General features: G+C 44.6%; 19 protein-coding genes. 16 read left to right on the top strand and 3 right to left on the bottom strand.

The features are described from left to right. Positions 1–194: 194 nt before the first annotated feature. Both rluC and ACXACS_RS13470 read left to right on the top strand, forming a co-directional pair. Positions 195–1,136: a 23S rRNA pseudouridine(955/2504/2580) synthase RluC gene (gene rluC / locus ACXACS_RS13475; RefSeq protein ID WP_474807273.1), complete on the top strand. Its 942-nt coding sequence runs from the start codon at positions 195–197 to the stop codon at positions 1,134–1,136. A gap of 3 nt (positions 1,137–1,139) precedes the next feature. Next, positions 1,140–1,847: an HAD-IA family hydrolase gene (locus tag ACXACS_RS13470; protein WP_474807271.1), complete on the top strand. Its 708-nt coding sequence runs from the start codon at positions 1,140–1,142 to the stop codon at positions 1,845–1,847. 51 nt (positions 1,848–1,898) lie between these two features. Here the strand turns inward: ACXACS_RS13470 and ACXACS_RS13465 are convergent, their stop codons facing one another. Continuing rightward, on the bottom strand, positions 1,899–2,519 hold the full coding sequence (locus ACXACS_RS13465) for a Maf family protein (RefSeq protein ID WP_474807269.1): 621 nt from the start codon (positions 2,517–2,519) through the stop codon (positions 1,899–1,901). A 153-nt stretch (positions 2,520–2,672) separates the two neighbouring features. On the opposite strand from ACXACS_RS13465, the gene yceD reads away from it, so the two are divergent. The 14 genes from yceD to ACXACS_RS13395 all read left to right on the top strand — a co-directional run bounded on the left by yceD (position 2,673) and on the right by ACXACS_RS13395 (position 14,315). Next, positions 2,673–3,206: a 23S rRNA accumulation protein YceD gene (yceD, locus tag ACXACS_RS13460; RefSeq protein ID WP_014976324.1), complete on the top strand. Its 534-nt coding sequence runs from the start codon at positions 2,673–2,675 to the stop codon at positions 3,204–3,206. Positions 3,207–3,209: 3 nt separating this feature from the next. Continuing rightward, positions 3,210–3,380 (top strand): 50S ribosomal protein L32, encoded by a 171-nt coding sequence (gene rpmF, locus ACXACS_RS13455; protein ID WP_012518206.1) that lies wholly within the window; start codon positions 3,210–3,212, stop codon positions 3,378–3,380. A gap of 15 nt (positions 3,381–3,395) precedes the next feature. Continuing rightward, complete coding sequence (gene plsX, locus ACXACS_RS13450; protein WP_474807267.1) at positions 3,396–4,421, top strand: phosphate acyltransferase PlsX; 1,026 nt, start codon at positions 3,396–3,398, stop codon at positions 4,419–4,421. Beyond that, entirely contained in the window at positions 4,418–5,383 is a 966-nt protein-coding gene (locus ACXACS_RS13445) for a beta-ketoacyl-ACP synthase III (protein WP_071814538.1), read from the top strand. Before plsX ends, ACXACS_RS13445 begins: the two co-directional genes overlap by 4 nt. Before the next feature lie 85 nt (positions 5,384–5,468). Next, complete coding sequence (gene fabD / locus ACXACS_RS13440; RefSeq protein WP_474807266.1) at positions 5,469–6,398, top strand: ACP S-malonyltransferase; 930 nt, start codon at positions 5,469–5,471, stop codon at positions 6,396–6,398. A 9-nt stretch (positions 6,399–6,407) separates the two neighbouring features. After that, complete coding sequence (fabG, locus tag ACXACS_RS13435) at positions 6,408–7,148, top strand: 3-oxoacyl-ACP reductase FabG (protein ID WP_179983189.1); 741 nt, start codon at positions 6,408–6,410, stop codon at positions 7,146–7,148. A gap of 199 nt (positions 7,149–7,347) precedes the next feature. Then, on the top strand, positions 7,348–7,587 hold the full coding sequence (gene acpP, locus ACXACS_RS13430) for an acyl carrier protein (protein WP_012518211.1): 240 nt from the start codon (positions 7,348–7,350) through the stop codon (positions 7,585–7,587). An 80-nt stretch (positions 7,588–7,667) separates the two neighbouring features. Next, positions 7,668–8,906: a beta-ketoacyl-ACP synthase II gene (fabF, locus tag ACXACS_RS13425; protein WP_474807263.1), complete on the top strand. Its 1,239-nt coding sequence runs from the start codon at positions 7,668–7,670 to the stop codon at positions 8,904–8,906. Between the two features lie 219 nt (positions 8,907–9,125). Beyond that, complete coding sequence (gene pabC, locus ACXACS_RS13420) at positions 9,126–9,983, top strand: aminodeoxychorismate lyase (RefSeq protein WP_474807261.1); 858 nt, start codon at positions 9,126–9,128, stop codon at positions 9,981–9,983. A 224-nt stretch (positions 9,984–10,207) separates the two neighbouring features. Next, positions 10,208–11,227: an endolytic transglycosylase MltG gene (gene mltG, locus ACXACS_RS13415; protein WP_474807259.1), complete on the top strand. Its 1,020-nt coding sequence runs from the start codon at positions 10,208–10,210 to the stop codon at positions 11,225–11,227. Positions 11,228–11,308: 81 nt separating this feature from the next. Then, positions 11,309–11,998: a dTMP kinase gene (tmk, locus tag ACXACS_RS13410; protein ID WP_474807258.1), complete on the top strand. Its 690-nt coding sequence runs from the start codon at positions 11,309–11,311 to the stop codon at positions 11,996–11,998. Next, positions 11,998–12,885 carry a DNA polymerase III subunit delta' gene (holB, locus tag ACXACS_RS13405; RefSeq protein ID WP_474807256.1) on the top strand — a complete coding sequence of 296 codons (888 nt, stop codon included), beginning with the start codon at positions 11,998–12,000 and terminating at the stop codon, positions 12,883–12,885. Before tmk ends, holB begins: the two co-directional genes overlap by 1 nt. Before the next feature lie 58 nt (positions 12,886–12,943). Continuing rightward, positions 12,944–13,723 carry a TatD family hydrolase gene (locus ACXACS_RS13400; protein WP_474807255.1) on the top strand — a complete coding sequence of 260 codons (780 nt, stop codon included), beginning with the start codon at positions 12,944–12,946 and terminating at the stop codon, positions 13,721–13,723. A gap of 34 nt (positions 13,724–13,757) precedes the next feature. Beyond that, complete coding sequence (locus ACXACS_RS13395) at positions 13,758–14,315, top strand: pyridoxamine 5'-phosphate oxidase family protein (RefSeq protein WP_474807254.1); 558 nt, start codon at positions 13,758–13,760, stop codon at positions 14,313–14,315. A 70-nt stretch (positions 14,316–14,385) separates the two neighbouring features. Here ACXACS_RS13395 and ACXACS_RS13390 read toward each other — a convergent pair whose 3' ends face one another. Both ACXACS_RS13390 and ACXACS_RS13385 read right to left on the bottom strand, forming a co-directional pair. Further along, entirely contained in the window at positions 14,386–15,018 is a 633-nt protein-coding gene (locus ACXACS_RS13390; RefSeq protein ID WP_474807253.1) for an SDR family oxidoreductase, read from the bottom strand. 193 nt (positions 15,019–15,211) lie between these two features. Then, on the bottom strand, positions 15,212–18,166 hold the full coding sequence (locus ACXACS_RS13385; RefSeq protein WP_474807251.1) for a ligand-binding sensor domain-containing diguanylate cyclase: 2,955 nt from the start codon (positions 18,164–18,166) through the stop codon (positions 15,212–15,214). Positions 18,167–18,177 lie beyond the last annotated feature (11 nt).

Below are 18,177 nucleotides of genomic sequence, written 5' to 3'. Positions count from 1 at the left end.
TCGCACCAAAACTGCAAATTTAGCAAGGAAAGCAAGTGAATAAATTGTGTATATCTCAATAAGTAGGCTGCTCACTGAGTACAAACGAATGGCAAAAAATTGCCTTTGTTTAAAATTGCGTCGATAAATGCTTTTTTCAATTATTTATCACTTTCAATTAGCCCAGAGAAATACCAATGAGGTATACTCTGCGCATGAAAGAAGAAGCCCCCAAAAAAGTACGTTTTGTAACGGTTGAAGCCGACTTGGCTGGTCAACGAATCGATAACTTTTTGCGTACGCAGTTAAAAGGCGTGCCTAAAAGTATGATCTATCGCATTTTACGCAAAGGTGAAGTGCGAGTGAACAAAGGCCGTGTGAAACCTGAATACAAACTACAAGCCGACGATTTAGTCAGAATTCCACCTGTTCGTGTGTCGGAAGGCGCACCGGCGCCATCGCCTAAACTCGATAAAATTGCAGCACTTGAGTCGCACATTCTTTTCGAAGACGATCGCATACTTGTTATAAACAAGCCTTCTGGAATGGCAGTTCATGGTGGCAGTGGTTTAAGCTTTGGTTTAATTGAAGGCTTAAGAGCCTTGCGCCCCGATGCCAAGTTTATGGAACTGGTACATAGACTTGACCGCGATACCTCTGGCTGTATTTTAATTGCTAAGAAGCGCTCAGCCCTTCGTCACATGCACGAGCAACTTCGTACGGGTAAAATGGACAAGCGTTATAATGCGCTTGTTGCAGGTGAGTGGCCTAAAACTCGATTTAAAGTAAAAGCCCCACTTCGTAAGAATGTACTCCAATCGGGCGAGCGCATGGTGAGTGTAAGTGATGATGGTAAACCGTCAGAAACTCGCTATCGCATATTAGAAGAATACGCAGGGGCGACCTTAGTTGAGGCATCGCCTATCACAGGTAGAACTCACCAAATTCGTGTTCACTGTTTGCACGCCGGTCATCCTATTGCTTGCGACCCAAAATACGGTGATGCGGATTTTGATGCATCAATGCGCCAGAAAGGGCTTAACAGACTGTTTCTTCACGCTCGCAGTATTTCACTAATACATCCAGCGACAGAAGAGCGTGTGACCTTTACTGCACCCTTAGACAATACACTCACAAATACACTTAAAGCGCTGTAAGTTATGCACTCAAAGAATCAGGCTGTGGCAGCACAGCCTTTCACTTCATTAAATGAAAAGCTGCCTAAGTACAAACTTGTTATCTTTGATTGGGATGGCACGTTGATGGACTCGGCGGCAAAAATTGTTAGCTGCATGCAGCTAGCGGCAAAACAGTGTGATATGCCAATTCCTACCTATGACGAAGTGGGTCACATTATTGGCATAAGTTTAAAGCCCGCCATCAAGCAGCTTTTTAAAATTGAAGATGATGAGTTAGCTGAGCGTTTAGTCGCAGCATATAAAGATGCGTTTGTTACCCGTGATACAACGCCGTGTCCGTTGTTTGATGGCGTTGAGCAGTTACTAAATACTTTAAAAAAAGCAGGATGTACACTGGCCGTGGCGACAGGCAAAGCACGCCGCGGACTTGACCGAGCTTGGTTACAAACAGAAACGGGCGTTTTTTTCAGTACGTCGCGCACTGCTGACGAGGCAGAATCAAAACCATCGCCGGATATGCTGTTGCAGATTCTCGATGAGCTCGGCTTTGAAATTGAAGATGCCGTGATGATAGGTGACACAACCTATGACATGCAAATGGCTAAAACCATTGGAATGGATAGAATAGGGGTGTCTTACGGTGTTCATGCTCAGGTTCATTTAGAAGCGTTGTCACCTGTGGCACTTGTACACTCAATAAGTGAACTAGAAACAGCGCTATTTAAATAGCGCTGTTTCTTGGAACTGCTTTGGCAGCGCTTTTCTGACTGAATTAGTGGCTTACTGGGCTGCCACTGTTAATAAGTCGACATTGAAATGTGCGCCCAAAAGTTCATTTAGCAGCATTATAGGAAGGCCTATTAGACTGTTAGGGTCGCGGCTCTCTATTTTGTCAAACAGCAGTACACCTAACCCTTCGCTTTTAAAACTGCCGGCGCAATCTAGCGGCTTTTCTTTTTCTACGTAGGCGCGAATGGCAGCTTCGCTGTTTTGACGAAAGAAAACTCGGGTTTCATCTACCTGAGTTACCGTTTTATTGGTACTCGGTTGGTGAAGGCAAAGTGCGGTATAAAATGCCACTTGTTTACCTTGGCACGCGATTAGTTGCTTTACTGCATTTTCAGACGTACCCGGTTTGCCAAGTAGCTGAGGCCCTGTGTCGGTTTGTACCAAAGCTACTTGATCGCTACCAATAATAATAGTGTCGTTATTTAATTTTTCTAATTCAGCGGCAACCTTTTGTGCCTTTTGCTCAGCCAAACGTAAACTCAACGCAGTAGGGCTTTCGTTCTCAAAGGGCGTTTCGTCAATATCTGGTGCGTGGGTGTTTACTTGAATTCCAATGTTGGCGAGCAACATTTTTCGGTATTGCGATGATGAGGCGAGAACAAGGGAGGCCACAAATACTCCTTTTATAAAATCAATACGTTGCATAGTTTCAGTTAGTAGTACAATGTTACTTTATCACTGCGCACGACATACAGTGTTTTATTATAGGTTAAAACGCAATTTTGCTTTGACAGGAAGGGGTTGACCCTATATCATGCGCGCCCTATGCAGAAAGTGAAACTCCCTCATTCGGTTGAACCGACTAAAAGTGCCATGAAACGTTCCGATTACCGGGGCGTGATTGCGTCTAAAGATATGGAACGATTGAGTGAAGCAGTTGTCCGATGCAATGACTATGTGGACGCAGAAGTACAGTTCGAAAAAGACGCGCAGGGTCTTACTGTCTTTCACGGCCATTTAGCCACGCAGGTAACACTTATCTGTCAAAGGTGTAATGGTGAACTCGATTATCCCGTGGAAGCGGAATTCTGTTTTACTCCAGTGCAGGGAGAAGAACAGGAAAGCGATGACATCATTCCCGAGGCTTACGAACCGGTAGAGGTCAACGACCACGGAGAAGTTAATCTGCTTCAGATTTTTGAAGACGAGCTACTGTTATCTTTGCCAATTGTGCCCCTTCATGCAGAGTCGGAGTGTACAGTGAAGCAGGACGATATGTCGTTTGGAAAGATTGAACCGGAACAAGAGCGACAAAACCCTTTCGCGGTTTTGAAAGAACTTAAGCGAGACCAGGAGTAAGTTATGGCAGTACAACAAAATCGTAAAACGCGTTCTAAGCGCGGTATGCGTCGCTCACACGATGCATTGACAGGCGCGACTTTGTCTGTCGATTCAACGTCGGGCGAAACTCACCGTCGTCACCACGTGACCGCTGACGGTTATTATAAAGGCAAGAAAGTAATCGGCGCGTAATACGGCGACTACATTTTGTCTAAACTAACCATCGCGTTAGATATCATGGGGGGCGATCATGGTCCCCCTGTTATCCTTTCCGCAGCCGTAAAGGCTATCCAACTTCATCCCGATGTGCATTTCACATTGTGCGGTGACGAAAAAATTATCAATTCGAGCTTGCAACCCCTTACCAATGTTGAGCGCAACCGCGTTACCATAAAGCATTGCTCACAAGTGGTTGAAATGGGCGAAGCGCCTACATCAGCGCTACGAAATAAAAAAGACTCTTCTATGCGTCGCGTTATCGAACTCGTTGAGAGCGGTGAAGCAGACGCGTGCGTAAGTGCAGGTAATACTGGTGCACTACTTACCTTGTCTTTCTACTTACTAAAAACCTTGTCAGGCATTGATAGGCCCGCGCTTATTAATATGATGCCGACAACAGGGCACCATAATGTTTTTCTTCTAGATTTAGGCGCTAATGTAAACTGTACGCCTGAGATCCTGTTTCAGTATGGCGTTATGGGTTCAGTGCTTGCGCAAGAGGTAGCGGGAATTGAATCACCACGAGTTGCCTTATTAAACGTAGGTGAAGAAGATATAAAAGGTAACGCGCAGGTGAAATCTGCCGACCAGCTTTTCAAAGATGCGCCAGGTATCAATTACATTGGATATGTAGAAGGCGACGACATTTTCACAGACCATGCGGACGTAGTGGTTACAGACGGTTTTACCGGAAATGTAGCCCTCAAATCCAGCGAAGGGCTGGCTAAGCTGGTGATAAATGAAGTAAAACGCCAGTCACAGAAGAACTTTTATACCCGATTATTGGCAAAAATTGCCTTCCCATTACTGAAATCTATCTATAACAGCGTGAACCCCGACCAGTATAACGGTGCGAGTCTGATAGGATTGCGCGGCATTGTTATCAAGAGTCATGGAAATGCACAAAAAGACGCCTTTTATTACGCCATCGTGCAAGCAATGAAAGAAGCAAAAATGCATTTACCTGAGAAGATAAAGACTAAGATAGAAACGGTATTGTTGGAGCAGCTTTGAGCAAATATTCACGCTTTATAGGAACAGGTAGCTATTATCCCAGCGACGTGCGTACAAACGCAGATTTAGAGCAAATGGTGGACACCAGTGACGAATGGATCACTGACCGTACCGGGATAAAAGAGCGACGTATTATTGGAGCAGATGAAACCGCTGCTACCATGGGGGCAGAAGCCAGTAAAAAAGCCATAGAAATGGCTGGCATCGATCCAAAATCTATCGACATGATTGTGTGCGCTACCACAAGTGGTCGCTATGCGCTTCCAAGCACAGCATGTGAAATTCAACGTATTCTTGATTTAGACGGCATTCCGGCATTTGACGTGGCTGCTGCGTGTGCAGGCTATTGTTATGCATTGAGTGTGGCCGATCAGTACATTAAATCGGGAATGGCTAAACGCATTCTTGTAATCGGAACCGACTGCCTAAGCCGTTTGATAGACCCAGAAGACAGAACCATGGTCATTCTGTTTGGTGATGCCGCAGGCGCGACTATTATAGAAGCCAGTGATGAACCTGGAATTTTATCTACACATATTCATGCAGCAGGTTCATATGGAGACTTACTATACGTAGGCAATCCAACTCGTGGTGATGAGCAGTCAGTTCACGAAAATTGGGGTGTGATGCGCGGCAACGAAGTATTCAAAGTTGCGGTCACCAAGCTTTCAGAAGTGGTTGAACAAACCCTTGCCGCGAACGGTATGCAAAAATCTGATCTTGACTGGTTAGTGCCTCACCAAGCAAACTTTAGAATTATTAAAGCGACAGCTAAAAAGCTAAATATGTCTCTTGACCAAGTTGTGCTTACGTTAGAACAGTATGGCAATACCTCTGCTGCTACCGTGCCAACAGCGCTTGATACCGCTATAAGAGACGGCCGCATTCAACGCGGACAGCATTTATTACTAGAAGCATTCGGAGGCGGATTTGCTTGGGCGTCAGCGCTTGTTCGCTATTAGCCCTACTGAGATTTGCCCTATTATAGGGCATTCCAACTTCGACGTTTTCTCGTTTCTAGTAAATTAAAAATAATAAGGAATCGACATGACAAAGACAGCCTGTGTATTTCCAGGACAAGGTTCTCAAAGCGTTGGTATGCTTAAGGAACTCGCGGAGACTTCTCCTATTATCGAGGCGACGTTTAAAGAAGCCTCTGACGCACTTGGGTATGATCTGTGGGATTTAGTCCAAAACGATGCAGACGGTAAACTTAACGAAACCCATATCACTCAGCCAGCGTTGCTTGCTGCTAGCGTAGCAATTTGGCGTGTTATTCGTGAGCAGGGCATAAATGTAGATTACTTAGCAGGTCACAGCCTTGGTGAGTATTCAGCGTTAGTTTGCGGCGGCGCCATGGACTTTGCTGATGCTATCAAGCTTGTGGAAGCCCGTGGTAAATATATGCAAGAAGCTGTACCGGCCGGTGCGGGCGCTATGTATGCCATTATTGGGTTAGACGATGCTGCCATTGCTGATATTTGCCAGCAAACTGCGATTGCTACAGGCGATGTAGTCGCGCCAGTTAACTTCAACTCTCCAGGACAAGTCGTTATTGCTGGCGAAAAGAGCGCAGCCGAGCAAGCCGCTAATGCATGTAAAGAAGCGGGCGCTAAGCGCGCACTTCCTCTTGCGGTAAGTGTACCTTCACACTGTGAGCTAATGCGCCCTGCGGCAGATAAATTAGAAGACGCGCTATCGTCATTGAACGTTAATGAGCCTGCAATCAATATTGTTAATAATGTTGATGTCACCATTGAAACCCAAGGTGATGCAATCAAAAACGCATTAGTTAGACAACTTTATTGTCCTGTTCAATGGACTCGTACTGTTGAATATCTCGCGGCAGCGGGTGTTGAGCGTGTAATTGAAGTAGGCCCTGGTAAAGTACTTACCGGACTGAACAAACGTATTGATAAGAGCCTTACGGCTCTTGCAGTTAATACATCTGATGGTGTTGAAGCATTAAAACAATAAGGAAACGCAATGAGTCAATTAGACGGTAAAATTGCGCTCGTTACCGGCGCAAGCCGAGGTATAGGTAAAGCGATTGCCACACAACTTGCACAGCAAGGTGCTACGGTTATCGGTACGGCAACCAGTGAAAACGGTGCGCAAACAATCAGCGACTATCTTTCTGAGTTTGGCGGCAAGGGCTTTGCGCTAAATGTCACTGACAAAGAAAGCGTTGATACAACATTAAAAGCAATTAACGAAGCTTTTGGTAGCATCGATATCTTGGTCAATAATGCAGGTATCACACGTGATAATCTGCTAATGCGCATGAAAGATGACGAGTGGCAGGATATTATCGACACCAATTTAACTTCTATTTTTACCATGTCAAAAGCGGTGCTTCGCGGTATGATGAAGAAACGCTGTGGTCGCATTGTAAATATTGGTTCAGTAGTGGGCAGTGCGGGTAATGCTGGACAGGCAAACTATGCTGCGGCGAAAGCAGGCGTTATTGGTTTTTCTAAATCAATGGCACGTGAAGTGGCTTCTCGTGGTATTACCATTAACGTTGTGGCACCTGGTTTTATCGATACTGATATGACAAAAGCGCTGACCGATGACCAAAAAGAAGCCATTTTCAAAGATATTCCGGCGAACCGTTTAGGTGCGCCTGATGAAATTGCAGCCACTGTTGCCTTTTTAGTGAGCGATGGTGCAGCCTATATTACGGGCGAAACTATCCACGTAAATGGTGGTATGTATATGGGGTAAATTCGCAAAAATTGCGAATTTTCCCTAGTTTGGGGTGGTATTTACCCGAACTTGGATGTAAAAATAGTATTTTACGAATTTCGAATGTCGCTGGTTTGACCAGAAAATTTGTTTAAACTGGTGCTTGCAAGGATGCACCTTGCAAAATAAACTAGCGGCACTTTTATTATCTAGTGACGTTTAAGGGAAACCTAGAATTATGAGTAACATTGAAGAACGCGTTAAGAAAATCATTGTTGAACAACTTGGCGTGAAAGAAGAAGAAGTAAAAGCAGAAGCTTCATTCGTTGACGATTTAGGCGCTGATTCACTTGACACTGTTGAGCTAGTGATGGCTTTGGAAGAAGAATTCGACACTGAAATTCCTGACGAAGAAGCTGAAAAAATTACTACTGTTCAGTCTGCAATTGACTACATCAACGCTAACAAAGACGCTTAAGTCTTAAGTAGCGACAAAGCGGCTCTTCTTACAGAGCCGTTTTTGTATCTCCTACCTTAGTTCCAAAGCGAGGGCTTTTTGTGACAAAACGTCGCGTAGTGGTTACTGGTCTTGGAATGCTTTCACCATTAGGTCTTAATAGCGAAGACACATGGCGCAAACTGCTCGCGGGCGAAAGCGGCATCGGTGAAATCACCCATTTCGATTGTAGTAACTATTCAACCCGTTTCGCAGGTCAAATTAACGATTTTGATCCGCAGGAATACATTGAAAAGAAAGAAACCAAGAAGATGGACCGCTTTATCCAATTGGGTATTGCAGCAGGCAAACAAGCTTTGGTCGATTCTGGTTTAACTGTTTCACAAGATAATGCGCATCGCGTAGGTGTGGCTATTGGTTCAGGTATCGGTGGTTTAGAGCAAATTGAACAAAACCATTTGAAACTGACAAATAGTGGACCTAAGCGCGTATCGCCTTTCTTTGTACCTTCAACCATAACCAACATGATTTCAGGCTTTTTGTCTATCATGGAAGGGTTGAAAGGACCGAATTTAAACGTTGTGACTGCGTGTACGACAGGCGTTCACAACATCGGTATTGCCGCAAGAACCATTGCTTATGGTGATGCTGATGCTATGTTGGCCGGTGGCGCTGAAGCGTCTATTACGCCGTTAGGCATGGCAGGCTTTGCCGCAGCTCGTGCGTTGTCATCTCGCAATGACGATCCACAGGCCGCAAGCCGCCCATGGGATAAAGACCGCGATGGTTTTGTCATGGGTGAGGGCGCTGGCGTGGTAATGCTAGAAGAATATGAAGCCGCAAAAGCTCGTGGCGCGACCATATATGCTGAGCTTGTTGGTTTTGGCATGAGCGGCGACGCATACCATATGACTTCACCACCTGAAGATGGTGAAGGTGCAGCTGCATCTATGCAAAACGCGATAAACGACGCGAAAATGGATGCAAGTGAAATTGGCTATGTTAACGCCCATGGTACGTCTACGCCTGCAGGTGATATCGCTGAAGTGGCTGCGGTGAAACGTGTATTCAACGATCATGCTCACAAATTACTTGTTAGCTCTACCAAGTCAATGACAGGTCACTTACTGGGTGCCGCTGGTTCGGTTGAGGCAATTTTCACTATTTTGGCACTGCGTGACAAAATAGCGCCGCCAACCATTAACTTGGATGAGCCAGGTGAGGGCTGTGACTTAGACTTTGTTGCACACAAAGCAAAGGCATTCAGTGAAGACTACGCACTGTGTAATTCATTCGGGTTTGGCGGTACGAACGGCTCATTGATTTTCAAGCGTATATAACGCGCTCTAGCTAACACAATACGTTTGAGTTTTACTCACATTCAAAAGGCAGCTTCGGCTGCCTTTTGTTGTTTATATGAACAAATGTAATGTCGGAGATTGTGCGCGTCAGGCTTTCTTCATTGGCGAGTCAAACAATTGGTCACAGCTATAAGTTGTTTGACCAATGCAAGTTGGTATACTTCCCTCAAAGATAGTAACGGCGAACAAGAGTAGGCAGTGAAATTTATTCCTAGCGCTACGCCTATTTCATCAAGTGATAGGGCGTTTAATTACGGAGATGGCGTGTTTACCACACTGATGGTGAATGAACACAAAGCAGAATTATTGCCTTACCATCTATCACGTTTAGAGCACGATACCGCTGCCATCAAACTGAATATCGATATAGATATTCTCGAAGCCGCAATCGCTGAACAAATCGGGGCAATAAAGAAAGCCTCAGAAGGAAACGCATCGACAAAGTATGTATTAAAAGTTCACGTTTCTGGTGGTCAAGCAGGTAGAGGCTACGCGCGAAGTAAAGAGAGTGAAGCATTAGTAAGATTCAGTCAGCACCCGTACCCGAGTCATTACGATAGTCTTGCTGATGACGGGGTGACTGTTATATGTGCTCAAACTAGACTAGCCATTCAGCCACTGCTTGCTGGCGTGAAGCATATGAATAGGCTAGAGCAAGTACTTGTAAAACATGAAGTAGATGAAGCTGGAGCTCACGACGCTATCGTTTGCGATACCCAGGATAGTATTATTGAGGCGAGCGCAGGTAATCTGTTTTTTTATCTTAACGACGAATGGTATACCCCCTCTCTAAAGGGTAGCGGGGTAAATGGTGTTGTAAGGCAGTGTCTCATTGATTCGCTGTTAAACGATAACAGTGTACTTCACGTTGGGAATTACGACCTTTCTTTTTTACGAAAAGCCAGCGCAGTAGTCATTACCAATGCGTTAATGGGGGTAATGCCGGTGAAACAAGTACGAATGACTGATTTTTCTGTGGTTAATTTTGATGTTAAAAGCGATGCAATTGCTCGCCTAAAGGCACGTCTTACTATTGCAGTGAAAAATGGGCAGTAAAAGAGGTCAGTGAGAAGTCGGCAGTAAAAAGTGCACAGTAGAAAATGGGCAGTAAAAAAGCGATCAAAAATAAAGAGTAAAGGCAGCTAGCGAAACAAGCTGGCGCTTAAATTAACATTATAGATGCATACAAAAGAGCTTATGCATTCTAAGTGATTTGAAGAATTAGTCGTAGAACGAAGTAGAATGGAATATAAAACAATGTACAAAAGGGATGCCTAAGTATGAAGCGGGCTGTCATTATTTTACTGTCCCTTATTATGGTTGCAGTGATTGGTGCTGCATGTGGCGTTATGTATGTGTCTGGAAAGGTCACTTCTGAATTAACGCTAGAAAATGAAACCTTGTTTACGATAGAAAGCGGTAGTAATGCTTATCGCACGGTGAAGTTATTGCGTGAAGCAGAAATAACTGATGTGCCACCGTTTGTGGCAAAAGTATGGCTTAAATTTTTTGCAGGCAGCACCTCGGTTAAATCAGGTACATACATGTTACGCCCCGACCAGTCGTTGGTGGATGTATTTACGCTTTTTACTCAAGGTGACGAGCATTTCTTTGCGGTAAGCTTAGTTGAAGGGCTAACCCTCTCACAATGGATTGAAACACTTAAGCAAAACCCCAATCTTGTTTTCGATTTAGACAAGGATAAATTAGGACAGTTAACTCAAGGTAACGGTGTTGATTGGTGTTGCGAACAGGTATCTCAGGCCGAAGGGATGTATTTGGCTGATACTTACTTTTTTACTAAAGGTACAACAGCCAGTGAACTATTGAAGCGAGCTCACCATGCGCTTATTGAGTTTGTCTCTGTTGAGTGGGAACAACGGAAAACGGATCTTCCATTAGCCACACCCTATGAAGCACTTGTATTGGCGAGTATCATCGAAAAAGAAACGGCAGTACCTGAAGAGCGTGACATGATTTCCGGAGTATTTGTTAATAGACTCAACAAAAACATGCGCCTTCAAACCGACCCGACGGTGATTTATGGTATTGGCCCCAAATTTGATGGAAATATTACGCGTAAACACCTTCGAACGGCAACGCCTTACAACACTTATGTCATCAAAGGGTTACCGCCAACGCCAATAGCCATGGCTGGCAAAGCGGCGATTCATGCGGCGTTACACCCGCTATCCACTGATGCTTTATATTTTGTAGCGAAAGGTGACGGAAGCCATCAATTCTCTACCTCGCTAGCTGAACACAATGCAGCTGTGCGAAAATACCAGTTAAAACGATAACCCTGCTGTTATAGCTACATAGTACGTAGCAGTGATCTAGCCAGTAGGTTATAGCTAAATGAAAACAGAGTTTAAAAAGTAATGCGCGGAAAATTTATTGTAGTTGAAGGCCTTGAAGGGGCAGGAAAAAGCTCTGTAATAGGGCTAATTGTTCAAGCATTAAAGGGTGCTGGAAAGCGCGTTGAGCAGACTCGTGAACCAGGTGGTACACCTATGGCGGAAGCCATACGAGAATGTGTAAAGCACGACTGGGATGAAGTTGTTAGTGAAGAAACTGAGCTGCTTCTTATGTACGCCGCTCGCGTGCAACTGCTTACTAATAAAATATTTCCATCACTCGACGCAGGAGCATGGGTAGTAGGCGATAGGCACGATTTATCCTCACAAGCCTACCAAGGTGGCGGTAGAGGGGTAAGTGAAGTAACCATGTCCGCCATTAGCGATATTGCACTAAAAGGGTTTAAGCCAGATTTAACCCTATACCTAGACGTTGAGCCAGCAGTAGGGCTAGAACGTGCTCGCGGACGTGGCGAGCTTGACCGCATTGAGCAAGCCGGGCTCGCCTTTTTCGAGCGTACCCGTGCTAAATACTTGGCGTTGGCCGAGCAAGATGAATCGATAGTAGTAATTAGCGCAATGCAGCCTATGGAAAAGGTTCATCAAGATGTTATTGCCACTATCACCGATTATGTGACCAACCAAGAATACACTGGTACCGTAAGTGAAGGTAGCAATTCAGTGCAGAACGAAAGTCAGCAGGAGAGAGGGTAATGCAAATGCTGCCCTGGTTTGCTGCAACGTTTTCGACTTTGCTAACGCGATATATGGCAAAGAAACTGCACCATGGCCTACTGCTAACGGGCCCAAAGGGCATCGGCAAAAATCAACTCGCAGTGGGATTAAGCAACGCGTTATTGTGCAAGCAACCTAGTACCGATGGACCGTGCGAACAATGTCAAAGCTGCCATTTAAGACAGGCGGGAAATCACCCAGACTTTCACGTGTTGGAAAGTGAAAAGCAGCTAGGTGTGGATAAAATTCGCGAAGGTATTGCCAAGCTCTCTGGTACTGCGCAAATGGGGGGGAACAAAGTGTTGCTGATCCCCCAAGCCGATACTATGACAGAGGCGGCGGCTAATGCGCTATTGAAAACCTTAGAAGAGCCCACAGATAATACTTTCTTACTGCTGATTACAGATAGTATCAATAAGATCATGCCAACCATATTGAGTCGGTGTGAACGACAGATACTTGCGCTTCCGTCTGTACCAGACAGTTTGAACTACCTAAAGGCTAAAGGCGTAGAAGATGCTAGCGAAGCATTACTGGCGGCCTATGGTTATGCGCCCCTTCGCGTGGAAGAAGCGCTCTCTGGTGACGAAGATATTAGTTATCGCAATTTCAGTGATGGTATGCAGGCGCTTTTAGCAGGTGATGCCAACATGCAGGTGCAAACACTTGCAAATAAGTGGCAGAGCAATGCGCAGCAAATCGCATTGTGGTGCCAACAACTGGCCCATGACGAATACATGAAACGTCAACAGGCCGTCGACTTTAATCGCTATGTAGCGTGTGTAGAGGCAGTAAAAACCCTCGAACATGCTGGGGTGAATAAATCGATGGTACTTTTTGGGCTGTTAAAACAGTTTCAACGTTAACAGATAAAAAGGTTTTATTTCCTTTTGTCTGAAAGCAATTTATTAATACAGGTGTAGTTTGTTCGTAGATTCTCATTGTCACTTAGACCGACTTAAGCAAGGGCCAGAAGAACTGGCTGAAACGTTAAATTTTGCTAGAACTCGAGGCGTAGAGCACTTTCTTTGCGTATGCGTGTCGGTTGGCGATTACGACAGCATGTTAGGCGCAGTTAGCCAGTTTGATGACGTTTCAGTATCTTGTGGTGTGCACCCGCTGCATCAAGACGAAGCGTGTAGTTATGAGGAACTGCTAGAGAAGGCGCAGCGTGAAGAAGTTGTGGCGATAGGTGAAACGGGGCTGGACTATTTTTACAGCCCAGAAAGCAAAGATATTCAGTTAACGTCATTCGTCGACCACATCAAAGTAGCAAACGAAACCAGAAAGCCGCTTATTATCCACACGCGAGATGCAAGAGAAGATACCATCAACTTACTCCGTGAACACAAAACAGCGCATACCAAAGGCGTTTTACATTGTTTTACTGAGTCATTAGAGATGGCACAGGCCGCTATAGAGATGGACTTTTACATCTCTATTTCCGGCATTGTGACTTTTAATTCTGCTGATGAATTACGTGAAGTGGTGAAAGCTATACCTTTAGAGCGGCTGCTTATTGAGACTGACTCTCCTTGGCTTGCGCCTGTACCTCATCGGGGTAAGCAAAACCAACCTGGTTATGTAGTGGAAGTGGCTGAGTTTATAGCAGAGCTCAAAGGTGTATCGGTAAAAGAGCTAGCTGACATCACTACACGCAACTTTTACACATTGTTTTCTTTGGCTGATAAGAAGGCAGCGTAACTAAAAAGCAGTTGGCTTACATGAGGAGGTGGGTATGCCCCAATGGCGACAGGGATTGACAAAAAGTCTACACCAAACCCGCAGTATGCCCGAAAGTCGATATTTTCAGTTAGCTACGGTCGATGGCAGCGGTAGTCCGTTTTGCCGAACTGTAGTATTTAGAGGGATGACCGACGAAAATCAGCTAGTTGTTATCTCTGATACCCGAACAGAAAAGTACAGCCAACTTGAGTCAAACGCTCAAGCACAAGTATGCTGGTATTTTTCTAAAAGCAGAGAGCAATACCGTTTTTCTTGCCTCGCTACAATAATCACTGCGAGTCAGGATGTTGACTTAGTTAAACAACACTGGAATAAGTTGTCGGACGCGGGGAAAAAGCAGTTTCTATGGGGCGAGCCGGGTACGCCTCGTAATGACGGCACAGCGCTTCAAATAGAAGGCGATTTCGATGAAGTGCCGCCTCATTTCTGTGTGATATTATTGGCTATTGAAAGCGTAGATTACCTGAATTTAAGAGGAAACCCACAAAGCCGAGAATGGCATCAAAAAGACGTCAATGGTAACTGGGTGAGCCAATCTCTAATCCCCTAAGGTGCTTTAGGTATATGAATAACCCTCCCGCTGTTGTAATGTCATTAAACAGGGGAGGGATAAATAGCCTTTATAAAACTTGCGAGATAGGCGTGTCGCCTTTAAACAGGTAAGTAATCGTATTTTCACTACCCTCTTTTGCAACACTCTCAACAATTGCTGTAGCTACATCTTCTCTAGGGATTACCGCATCATCTTTATTGCTTGGCATGTCAGTGCGCACTAAATGAGTACCTGGTTCATTCTGTAAAGTACCCGGGCGTAAGATAATATGATGCAAACCACTGTTAATTAAGTGCTCGTCGGCCATATGCTTAGCAACTAAGTAAGGCTTAATTGCTGAATCTACGCTATCAGGGTCGCCTGCGCCAATAGAACTCACCATAATGAATTTAGGTGTACCTGCCGCTTTGGCATAGTTTACTGCGTTACATGCAGCCCATAGATCAATCATAAGGGTTTTATCTGCACCCGTGTTACCACCCGAGCCCGCGGTGAATACCACCACATCAATTCCTTCAAAATGAGAAGAAAAATCCTTCTCGAGATCTTGCTCTACAACACTAAGATTATCATTTTGTATGTCAGATAGTTTGTCAGGACTTCTCACCGGTGCTAAGACCTTGTGCCCTGCATCTAAAAGCTTTACGGTAGCTTGTTTGCCAATTTGTCCTGAAGCGCCAATCACTAATACATTAGCCATAATGCTATACTCCTTGTAATTGAAAAAATATCTATCGTTTATCGATACAAGGTTGCATAGGAAGCAATGGCAATATGCGATCATAAACTGCGATGGAATGCCATGCTAAAGAGATTGGCTGCATAAATTGGTTGGTGGGGGTAATTATCGAAACGTGTCAGATGTAAGGCGTTGAGCTGACGCAAGGCTACCGTTATTTAACAACGGCGTTTCGACCAGACTCTTTACCTAGGTAGAGTTTTTTATCCACTGCATGAATACAGGCATCAACACTGTCATAGTCTTTTATATCTGCAACGCCACATGTGATAGTAACACTGACCGAATGCGGCGGTGCCTCGACAACTTGTTCCGCTACACTTTTACGTAACTTTTCAGCGACCCAATAGGCCTCTTGTACATTTAGTGAAGGCAATAAAATTAGAAATTCTTCTCCACCCCAACGTGCAATAACATCACTTTCCCGTAGGTTATTTTCCAGAGTGTTAGCTATTTTAACCAAAACGGCATCGCCCACGTGGTGGCCATACTCGTCATTAATTCTTTTGAAAAAGTCGATATCAACGATTAGTAACGAAAAAGCGCGGTTGTGTCGTTTAAATTCGTGCCACTCAGCTTTGGCTCGTTGGGTGAAATAGCGTCTGTTTTTTAGCCCAGTCAATGAGTCTTGAGAAGATAAAAGCGTCAATTTCTCTACCATGGCTTCAAGGTCTCGCGTTTTTTCTTCTACTTTCAGTGAAAGCTCTGCTGAACGTGCTTTTAGTGCCGAAATTCTCAGCCAAACTATCGAAGTAATGAACAATAAGATAGAGAGTAACAGTGCAACACGCCATACAGGCTTATCCCACCATGGTGGTATGACTATAATCTCGAGTTGGGCCTCATCGCTGCTCCAGACGTTTTCTTGGTTTATCGCTTTTACTGTAAAACGGTAGTGTCCGGGCTCTAAATTCGTATAGGTCGCCACCCGCGCTTTGTAATCGGTAAAGCGCCAGCTATTTTCGAAATCTACCAATTTGTAAGCGTAGCGCAGTTCATTGGCATTCATGTAATCAGTTGCTGCAAACTCAATAGAAAGCGCAATATTATTATGGGTAAGTTCTATCTTTTCCCCTAAATTGAGCCGCTGTTGAACGCTAGTGCCATTATTCTGATCTCGACTTACTGTTTCTACTTTAGTGAGGTGTACGTCAGGGGACCACTTTACATTAGTAACGTCGGTGGGATTAAACTGAGTGAGCCCTTGGGAGCCGCCAAAAAGAATAGTGTTATTTTCGGTAGTGGCTACAGAGCCGATGTAGTATCCCGTAGAGAGGGCACCATTCTCTGCGCCATAGTAATAAAGAGTATCGAGATCGGGCGCTAAATAAGAAATGCCTACTATTGTGGAAATCCACAAGCCATATTCATCATCTTCGACAATGGCACCAATTGAGACCTTACTTAATCTGCTCTCTGGCTTGATCTGAGTAACCTTAATGGAAGAAAAATCATCATTATTTTGCGTTACAAAATATAAGCCGGCGGCTTGTGTTCCTACCCAGTAGCCGCCACGTTTTGAGCGAGAAATCCACGTCACTACCGTACTGTCTGTAATTTTGTCCGTGTAGTCGCTAATGTTCGTTAACTCACCAGTAAGTTTATTAGCAAAGTGCAAGCCTGTTACCGTGCTCAGCCATGCACTTTCGCCACTTTCAAAAAGAATTCGAGTAGTGAGGGAGAGGGGCCATTGCCTGACAACACGTCCCTCCGAAGGACGGTAAACAAATACACCGTCGCTATAGCCACCAAACCAGATATCGCCTTGGGCATCCATATTTATGCTATAACTAGATTTGCCTTGCAGCGCCACAACTTCAAGCTGTCTTGTTTCATTGTTTAATTTCGCCAACCCACTGAGTGTTGAAACCCAAAGCGTATCGCTATCTTTATCGTAATAAACACTGGTTAGCTTATCGCTTGCACTATCGTCGGTTGTTCGAGAGTTATCTGACGTAAATGGCCCCTTATAAGTTTTATTGACGGTATCGTAAATCCATAACCCTTTTTCATTGGTTAGCCATACTTTATTACCCTTGTATTCGGTCATCGAGCCTACAATACGGCCATTTCCCACTTCGGAAGTATAAAAGTTGCTAAGTTCCGGGTTGCTTATTGCGAAACCATCATCTTTGGTTCCGACGACCACAAGACCCGAATTTGTTTGGTATAAACTTGATAAACGCTCGTCTCCTGAATCTCTGTCACTGATTGGGAAACGCAATACGGTATAAGGACTGTGAGCTTTCAATAAGTTTAAACCTCTCTCGGTTGCAACCCAGATATCACCATTGCGTTGAAGTAAAATATCTGTAACCGAGTTATCCGACAACCCCTGTACTTCACTGATACACTGCTTTGTAATTTCCTCGAATTGTGAGTTGGGGTTAAACAAGCAAATGCCATAAGTAGATGTCCCCAACCAAAATCTTGAGCGCTCGGCTGCGACGAGTCGAGTAAAGTTCACGCCCTTATAGGCAACTAATTCTAGCGAGCTTTTAAAAGGGTCGAGCTTATAAAGACCTGAAGTGGAGGTCACATAAAGCGTATTGCCAATGAGCTCTACATCGGTAAGTGTACTTGTAGTATCAGCGAGATAACTGACTAATTCTATGCTGTCGGTTTTCTCGTGGTATCGATACAGATTTCGTTCAGATATTATCCACAGCATGCCGTCGTGCGTGGTTTTCAGTCTATTGATAATCTGTTTGTCGAATGACGATGAAACGGGGAGGGCGTAATGAATAAACTTTTCAGTGTCGACATTTAAGCGGCTCAGGCCACTAAACGTACCAACCCAAATAAACTGACCGTCTAAGCTTGCTTCTAATTGTAGAACACTAAGTGTTTGAAGGCCTGAAGATTCATCCTCGCCCCACATTCCAAAATTTCTAAAGGTATAACCATCAAATTTATCTATACCTGACTGGGATGCTAACCACAAAAAACCGTATTTATCTTCTGCGATGTCAGAAATGGTGACATGGGTGATGCCGCTTTCCATGTCGAATGTATTAAAAGCGGGGGCACCAATTTGTGCGTGTGCAGAAAGGTTCCAGCTAACCAATAAAGTGAGGATAAAGAAGAGGCATGCTGAAGGACAGCGCATATCATTGCAAC

The sequence above is a fragment of the Alteromonas sp. AWM4_230 genome, from assembly GCF_056158305.1.
This window is presented reverse-complemented; position numbering and strand designations above follow the sequence as displayed.